Here is an 8,256-nt window from a genome sequence, read left to right on the forward strand (position 1 = left end):
TCTAATCGAGTCGCCCGTTCGATATCAGATAACCCAGAATCTAAAAAGCTTAGTGCTAAGGAATTGAGGGGATGTTCACCCGGCTGAAGGATTTTTATCTGCCAACTTTCACTACCAGATAACCTCCGTCCCAGTTGTAACTGATACAATAATCCTGCCCTAACTACACTAGATTTCCCACTACCAGACGCTCCCAAGACAGCGAGAAAATTACCAACACGCACCTTTTCCAACAATTGATCCGTTAAGGCAGTACGACCGTAGAAATACCTGGCATCTTCTTCAGTACAATCAAAATAAGTTAAGCCTTTATAAGGACAGATACTTTTTGCCGAGGCAGCCAACTGTTTTGTTGCTGTTGTCCACCTGCGAGTCAGATTAATGGGTTCACCAGAATTACTAAAAATAGGACGCTGGGGAAAAGCATTCTGTTGTTGAGTAAGTAAATCAACTAAGGAATAGTTAGTTACCCATCGCTGTTGGCTTGGTTCCAATCCTAGGATCAGTGCAGAGGTGAGAACACTATGATTACTACCAATGTCTTCATAGGCCAGTTCAAAGGCACGAGAAGCAGCAATGAAACACCGGTCTCTGCCTTTACCCCGGTCTCCAGGGTCTGCTTCTGCTACATTTAGGACTTCCCCGGCATAACAGCAATCTAAAATAATAATCTGCTGCCTTACGTCACTTTCTTGTAGTAGTTCCCGCAACCATTTTAAACGAACACCCCAGTTACCCATGTCCGGGTTAACATAACTAGTTGCCAAAAAGCCTTCTTGTATCCCTTTGCTCTTTCGTAAACCATGCCCAGAAAAATAGAGTAGCGCTGTATCTGGGGTTTTCCCATTTGGTTTGAACAATTGTACTATGGCGTCTTCTAACTGAGTTAGAGTGACTTTGGTTTTTTTACCAACCCGAATGGTATTATTCTGTTTATCCTTAACCGCCGGGAGTCGCGTTACCTTAAAGTCTCCATACTTCTCTAGTAATTGGGCTATAGCTTCTGCATCCTGCCCAGGTGCCGTTAAATTATTGAGGCGTTCATAGCTGTAGGTATTAATTCCTATTACTAAGGCATTCCGACTCATAACAACCAGCTTTTTTAGATAAATAAATAATTAATAGGAATACAATTGTTGTAAGCTATCAGCTTAAGCGCTACGCGCAATCGGTGCTATCAACCATTAGCCATAGGCTAAGCTACACCAAACAGCTTGTGAATAAAATAAGCTGACGGCTGACGGCTGACCGCTGACCGCTGACCGCTGTTCGCGTAGCGTGCGCGTAGCGCTTAAGCTGAATGCTTAAGTTTACTAAATACCATACTATGACACAATTAACGCCAATTCAGCTAGAGGATGGCACAATTATTTATGTTGAAGCTACAGAAGATTTAGACATTCCTACGGTAAGCAGCCCAGACAACCAAGACGAAGAGGAAGAAGAAGAAGAAGCTCTCACCGACAAGGGCATGAGTTCTCCTGAAAGGCTACGACAGCAAATAATACAACACGCTCAAATCATTGAAGGGACGATCCGGGCTTACACTATTATTGGCTTAAATGCGTTTAAGAAAAAGCCAATCCCTAATGTTAAAAAAGTAACCCTAGAATTTGGGATAGAATTAGGGGGAGAAGCGGGGATTCCTTATGTTACTAAAGGGACTGCTAAAAGTAATCTTAAAATAACAGTAGAGTGTGAGCTTCCTAAGCCAATTAAAAATCAAACTTAGTTAAGACAAATTACGCGTTCGCTTTTAGCGGAAGCGAAGCTTCATCGCTTGCAAGTAACTGAACCAGTTTCCGTAGGGTAAACACATTTACCGATGGAGTGCGTAGGCATGTTCAAAGAGAGCGTACGCACTCCATCCTGAACCCCGCTTCACCCTATCCATACTTGGCATAGCGCATCACATTCAGGACTTCCGAACATCTCAATCCCCAGAAGTATTAGTTACATCGGGCAACCCTGATTTCAACACCTACCCCATGTGTTTCTTAGGAGTTAAGCCTGGTTCTAACTCATAAAGTTGGAAATGTTGTTAAGGGCGCTCTCACTTACCCCTTCTACTAAACCTATCGTGCTATTGTTTGCTTCGATAGTAGTTGCGCTAGGAAGTTGGGTGAATGACAGAGCCCCAAAGGTTAGACCATCATCTAATAAGAATTTATCTATACCAACTTCAAAGTCAGTTATAAATTGACTTTGAGTACTTCTCAACACAAATATGTCGGCATCGGAACCACCAGTGAGAGTGTTCAGTGGACCATTACCTCCATCAAGTAGATCTTCACCATTACCGCCAACAAGGGTATCAACACCATTACCGCCAACAAGGGTATCATTACCATCACCACCTCGCAGCAGGTCATTTCCAGAGAGACCAGAAAGGGTATCGTTACCACCTTGACCATTGATAACGTCATCCGAGTTGTTGAAGCCAGAGGTGTTGTTATTTAAATCATTGAGGAAGGTTACTGTATTGGGATTAAAGACGGTGCTACGAAGTTGATTCGCATTAACAACATCAAAGCTATCTTGAATTGTCAGATCGTTATCGAACAGTATATTGCCGATGCCTTGTGAAAGGTTATCGAGATCCTCAAGATTAAAGTTTTTCAGAACCACCTTATCACTGCTATTTCCCTCAAAGGTAATCTCTAAGTCACTTCCATTCTGAGTGAGAAGTAAATTTTTTGCGGTCTGTCCTGAATCAGAAAACTCTATGATATCGACTTCGTCAATAACAGCTTGAGATGGGTTTGTCCCAGTGCCAACACCTCCGAAATCAGTAATAATGTCATTCCCTCCACCGAAGGCGTCAAATCTGTCTTGTCCACCACCTCCAATTGCAATGTCATTTCCAAAGCTACCAAAGAAGAAGTCATTTCCAGACCCACCATTAAGAATGTCATCACCTAGACCACTACTAAGAGTGTCATTTCCAGAACCACCGTTAAGGTTGTCGTCGCCAAATCCACCACGAATAGAGTCACTACCGTTCCCACCATTTAATGTCACATTAGGATTAGAGCTTGAGAATAAAATTCCATCGGCGTTGAGAGTATCATTGCCATTTCCACCATTAAGAATGTCATCACCGTCTCTTCGGGTCTCTAGAAGATCATCGCCATCTCCACCATTAAGAGTGTCACTAAGACCTCGGCTCAAGAGGGTATCGTTACCAGAGCCACCGTCAAGAATATCAATTGAAGGTGTAAATCCAGTTCTTATTTCATTGCCATCTCCAAAGAGCTGATCATCACCATCTTCACCAAAAAGGATATTGGTACTTGAAACTCCACTTGTTCCACTAGAAAGAGTGTCATTACCATTCCCACCAAAAATAGTATCTGAGGCGGGTCCACCATCGAGGTTATCATTACCTTCCCCACCAAAAAGGATGTCATTGCCAAAAAAATCATCGATAATATCATTACCCACCCCACCAATGATAGTATCATTGCCACTTTGACCATTGAGAGTATCGTTGCCAAGTTGACCATCAATTAGATCACTACCACCTCCACCATTGAGGCTGTCGTTATTCACAGTACCTGAAATTATTGCCATGGTATTTCTCCTTGATTTAAAACAGTGATAAAAATCAAAACTTATGTTGCTGATATCAATAACAGCACCCTTAAATGACTGATCAATTCAGAACCGAAAGCTGGTTGACTGACAAAAGTTCACATAGGGCGATCGGTGCAGGAATCGGTGTAGCGGTGCGCTACCCTACGAACACTCATCCAAACCCACTGATGGAAGCATCTTTTCCCACTGATGGAAGGTGTTACCTTCTCAAATTGGCTACAAATGTCATATTCTGACTGGGTGACATTACTCAGACAGGATGACAAGCGAAAACTCCCGTATCTATAATGCCCTTCTTAGGTTATTGGGTCAATCCAAACAATGGGCTGATATCAGGTATCTACATACAAGGCGTCTCGATAGTAGTTGGACTAATTCACTCAGGTAGCGTAAATCTGACAAAATGGACTATGTACATCGACTCAAGTCCTGTGTTTGCCCAACCTAAACAGGCAAGGGGTCTCCCGTTATACCCGGAGGGTTAGCGGGAGGGGAATTGCCTGTTTAGGTTGGCTGATCGAGGCCACATTCCGCAGGTGCGATCGCACTCCATCCTGACCCCCGCCTTACCCTATCCATACTTGGCATAGCGCATCACATTCAGCTGAGGGGGCGACATGAGCCCTGAAAAGCTTACTAGATTCTGCTGCTTCACCCGATAGATTATGAGGAACGCACCACCCAAAACCTTTGATATTCATGTTTGTTACCCTAATATTTTCTCTTTAATTGTAAGTGCGATCGTGTTATACTAAGTAAAAAAATATAATCAAAAAAACGTAATTAATCATGACAGCAAATAGCACTAAGCGAAAATCGACTCATAGAAAAAGTTAAAAAACTGTCCCTTGAACAAATATAACAATAATACAGGATATATAGGGTTTTTCGTAGCTATGAGAAACCCTATAGTCTTATTAAAGCGGATTTGGGTACAGACCCCAGATCCAACTTCTTCAAAGTCTGAGTAATAGAATTATTAACAGGCTAGATACCAGGCTGGCAAAGGTTGTCCTGATTGAATTCCATAGGAGCCAACGTGGTTCAAAGTCCATACGAGCCGCTTTTTGTGCAGTTTCATCCATCTCGTCAATATTCAGCGTTTGCAGTTTGTTATTCAAGGGTATGTTAATGGTGAAAGTCGGCAATTGAACAACTAGAAGGTAAGCAAGCACCGCTAAGATTATGAGCAGACGCTCCGCTCCCTCCAATTGCCCGATGCCAAGTATCCCTGAAGCCATTAGAGCCAAGATTGAACCCACCCAGACCAACACAAAAATCGGCTGATTATTCTGAATAATGCCATCCATTACCTGAAAAGCTCGGATAAACTCCCGGTCACTTAAAGTCTTGATACCCGGCATGACTACTACAGCAAAAGCAAACACGAAGCCTGCTACCAGAGAACACAGCAATGTAGCCAAGATCAATGTAATCTGAAAAACTCCTTCTATTGACATGGGAAAACCTCGTCTGTTCTATTGATTCCGAACTATTCTTCCATTTCTTTAAGGGATGCCATGAACTCGGAGCCAGTGAGTCGAGGATGATTACCTGCGAGATCATACAATGCAGGTTTCTTGTCAATGTAAATTTCCCTGGCAAGCTTAAATGGCTTTAAGTCGTCAAAAGTACCCATCCAAAGCACATACAGGTTTGCCTCTTTCAAGTGATAAAAAAGATTCGTGCCACAACGGTTACAGAAACCGCGTTCTGCCCACTCTGATGAATCAAATCGAGTGATGTTCTGCTCACCGTTAAAGCTGACCTGACCAACACTCACTGCAAAACCCGGTCCACCATTCCATCGCAGACAGATATCACAGTGGCAACTATGAACGTCCGTCTCTACCTCTTTGGCGGCATATGTGACAGCACCACATAAACAACGTCCTGTAGCTTCCATTTGAACTTCCTTAAATTGGTGATCAACTTAAAGCTTACATTTAATCAGCTTTCTTGCAGGGATGAAATTGTTACTGGCGGGTGTGCCTTGGGGTGTGCCTTAGGGTAGGTGGGGGCAGTCTGGATGGGGGATTCTATTGATGCACCAGACTCAAAACCAGATCTCAAGTGATTGGACATGGTTTGCAGGATTTTTGCGGAGCGTTCCACAAAATTAAATGAATTTTTCAGAGAATTCAAAAGTCTTCCCTAGTCCCATTAGACTCAGATCTTGAGCAGATGACAACGTACTATATAGCGTTTATCATAACTATGAGGTACACATTGTTTTGACTTATTCACTATTATCTGCTCCCTGCTTCCTGCTCCCTGTTCCCTGTTCCCTGCTCCCTAAAATCTATATATTTGTACCTCATGAGTTTTATTATTGCTATAATACCCACAAGACTTTTGAGGGATTTGAGATGGCATGGAACTCTTCTACTTCCAGTTCGCCCAATACAGATAATGGGCAAACATCCTTGCATAAAGAAGAATTCTACACTTGGCATAATTACCGTTGTGCCTATGAAGTCTATACCCCAACAGATGACAGTGCTGAGACGAAAACTCCTCTACTATTAGTCCATCCTATTGGTGTTGGACTATCACGCTTTTTTTGGCATCGCTTTTGCCAGCAGTGGTTGAACACTGGCAATGGTCATCTAATTTATAATCCCGACTTGCTAGGATGTGGCGAAAGCGAAATGCCCCCTGTTGCTTACTACCCTATAGATTGGGCTGACCAGTTACAATATTTTTTAACAAATGTAGTCAAAAAACCGGTGATTCTGCTAGTGCAAGGGGCTTTATTACCTGTGGCACTTACCTTGATCCAAAAGCAAACTGAACCAAATTATATTCAAGGGTTAGTACTCTCAGGTCCTCCGTCTTGGTCTCTGATGACAGCAGAAACTCAATACTGGCAGCAGCGAGTTGCTTGGAATCTCCTCGAATCTCCTTTAGGTAGTGCCTTCTTTCGTTATGCTCGTCGCCGTCAATTCCTGCAAAAGTTTTCGGAAGATAAACTGTTTGCTGAGAGTTCTACAGTAGATAAGGAATGGTTAGATAATCTCCAAAAGGGAGCAATTAATCCAGCTAGCCGCTACGCAGTTTTTTCTTTTTTGGCTGGCTTTTGGCGACAAAACTATCAACAGGCGATCGCTAATACATCTCAACCTACCCTAGTAGTAGTAGGAGAGCAAGCTTCAAGTATTAGTAAGCTGGGGAAATCTGAAACACCAGAAGACCGACTAGCTCAGTATATCAAGCATCTTCCTCAAGGTGAAGGTCGTAAAATTCCTGGTCGTAATGTTTTGCCTTATGAGTCAACCTATGAGTTTGTAAAAGTTGTCGGAGATGCTATTTCTAGCTTTGAGTAGTAGTATAAATGCTTTGTAACTGCACCGATTAACCCAGGACGTGCAGTTACTGGATGTCCAACTAGCATTAGACGTTTACCAATCTTAATCAACAAAGACCAGTGCATCGCACCCATTTGGATGCGATCACTTGTTTCACAGTCTCAATAGTATCAAAGGTAGAAGAGCAAATGCTTACCGCTGATTGTATCATTCAGATGTCTGGATATCGCCTAGGTCAGGACGAGAAAGAGTTTTTCTTTCGTGATTTACCATTCATTTACCAAGAAGTGAAAGGAGAGTTTCCCGTTCACTCTGGGATGGGGGATGATAAATACCATCGCTCTCAAAAGCAGCAAAAGAAGATCAAGAAAGCAAGGAAGAAAGGGAAAAAGCGGCGGGCTGCTGTTCTAGCTAACCTATATGATGTAGATTTTTTTGACGCTTACCGCGATCAATTGTTCGGAATGATTGGAGTACTAGAAGAGCGAACGCTACTAGCGGCCATACCCTTAGAAGAGTTGAGCGAAGACGAAGAGGAAGCAATAGATATCCTTACTGAGAAGGAGGAAGAATTATCAGATAGGTATGATGAGTTTCGCAATGCTATTGTACTCACCGCATGGGAGTGATCAACTCAATCATTCCATTGCTCCTCACGTAAGCATTCAGCCGTCAGCTATCAGCTATCAGCTAATGCGCTACTGTTCGCGCAGCACCTCAAGTAGTGCAATCGGTGCTAAAGGTCTGTGGCCACGCTATGGGAACAGTTTATGCCCATAGCGTACGTTACTAATGGTGCTTTTGAATAAAATAAGCTGACGGCTGACGGCTGATAGCTGAATGCTTACCTCCTCACTAGTTGCGATCGCGCTCTACCGACACTATAATATTCAGGCTTGTTACCCTAAGATTTTCTCTTTAATTGTAAGTGCGATGCTGCAAAGCAGCCGCCAAAGGCGATGAAGCGTTCGCAAAGCGTGGCCTTTGGCCTCAGCTTCCGCTAAGAGCGATCGTGTTATAGTAATTCAAAAAATATAATCAAAAAAACGTAATTAATCATGACAGCAAATAGCACTAAGCGAAAATCGACTCATAGAAAAAGTTAAAAAACTGTCCCTTGAACAAATCCAACACGAAGACAGGATATATAGCGTTTATAGAATTTATGAGGTACGCTTATCAACCTCAAAGTCCCCCTTGATAAGGGGGATTTAGGGGGATCTATTTGTACCTCATGGCATAGAGAATTGCTATAGAAACCACAAGGAGTGGAAATTCCTAGCCCTAGGCTTACCGAACTAGATAAAATTGCAAAAGAAATGAAATCATTAAAGGACTATAAAATTATTTT

Annotated in this window: 7 protein-coding genes; 3 read left to right on the plus strand and 4 right to left on the minus strand. The window is 42.6% G+C overall.

The window, feature by feature from the left end; all coding sequences use genetic code 11:
• Positions 1 to 1,088, minus strand: a 1,088-nt coding sequence (locus tag F6K57_RS32660) for a caspase family protein (protein ID WP_293072175.1), incomplete at its 3' end; no start/stop codon positions are given.
• Positions 1,089 to 1,327: 239 nt separating this feature from the next.
• Between F6K57_RS32660 and F6K57_RS32665 the strand changes: the two genes are divergently transcribed.
• Entirely contained in the window at positions 1,328 to 1,732 is a 405-nt protein-coding gene (locus tag F6K57_RS32665) for a CU044_2847 family protein (protein ID WP_293072176.1), read from the plus strand.
• 284 nt (positions 1,733 to 2,016) lie between these two features.
• Here F6K57_RS32665 and F6K57_RS32670 read toward each other — a convergent pair whose 3' ends face one another.
• The 3 genes from F6K57_RS32670 to F6K57_RS32680 all read right to left on the minus strand — a co-directional run bounded on the left by F6K57_RS32670 (position 2,017) and on the right by F6K57_RS32680 (position 5,503).
• Entirely contained in the window at positions 2,017 to 3,573 is a 1,557-nt protein-coding gene (locus tag F6K57_RS32670; RefSeq protein ID WP_293072177.1) for a calcium-binding protein, read from the minus strand.
• A 980-nt stretch (positions 3,574 to 4,553) separates the two neighbouring features.
• Positions 4,554 to 5,057 (minus strand): DUF1772 domain-containing protein, encoded by a 504-nt coding sequence (locus F6K57_RS32675; RefSeq protein WP_075901003.1) that lies wholly within the window; start codon positions 5,055 to 5,057, stop codon positions 4,554 to 4,556.
• A gap of 32 nt (positions 5,058 to 5,089) precedes the next feature.
• A complete protein-coding gene (locus F6K57_RS32680) occupies positions 5,090 to 5,503 on the minus strand; it encodes a GFA family protein (protein WP_075901005.1) in 414 nt (137 codons plus the stop codon).
• 463 nt (positions 5,504 to 5,966) lie between these two features.
• Here F6K57_RS32680 and F6K57_RS32685 point away from each other — a divergent pair, with 463 nt between their 5' ends.
• Together F6K57_RS32685 and F6K57_RS32690 are read left to right on the plus strand one after the other, a co-directional pair.
• The gene (locus F6K57_RS32685) at positions 5,967 to 6,923 is read left to right on the plus strand and encodes an alpha/beta hydrolase (RefSeq protein WP_293072178.1); all 957 of its coding nucleotides are present in this window, start codon (positions 5,967 to 5,969) and stop codon (positions 6,921 to 6,923) included.
• Between the two features lie 101 nt (positions 6,924 to 7,024).
• Positions 7,025 to 7,534: a hypothetical protein gene (locus F6K57_RS32690; protein WP_293064576.1), complete on the plus strand. Its 510-nt coding sequence runs from the start codon at positions 7,025 to 7,027 to the stop codon at positions 7,532 to 7,534.
• Positions 7,535 to 8,256 lie beyond the last annotated feature (722 nt).

It is taken from the genome of Moorena sp. SIO4A5 (genome assembly GCF_010672005.1).
Taxonomy (GTDB): Bacteria; Cyanobacteriota; Cyanobacteriia; order Cyanobacteriales; family Coleofasciculaceae; genus Moorena.

Coding starts and splice junctions, on each gene's coding strand:
- F6K57_RS32665 (WP_293072176.1), top strand. CDS start 1,328: ATGACACAATTAACGCCAATTCAGCTAGAGGATGGCACAATTATTTAT.
- F6K57_RS32670 (WP_293072177.1), bottom strand. CDS start 3,573: ATGGCAATAATTTCAGGTACTGTGAATAACGACAGCCTCAATGGTGGA.
- F6K57_RS32675 (WP_075901003.1), bottom strand. CDS start 5,057: ATGTCAATAGAAGGAGTTTTTCAGATTACATTGATCTTGGCTACATTG.
- F6K57_RS32680 (WP_075901005.1), bottom strand. CDS start 5,503: ATGGAAGCTACAGGACGTTGTTTATGTGGTGCTGTCACATATGCCGCC.
- F6K57_RS32685 (WP_293072178.1), top strand. CDS start 5,967: ATGGCATGGAACTCTTCTACTTCCAGTTCGCCCAATACAGATAATGGG.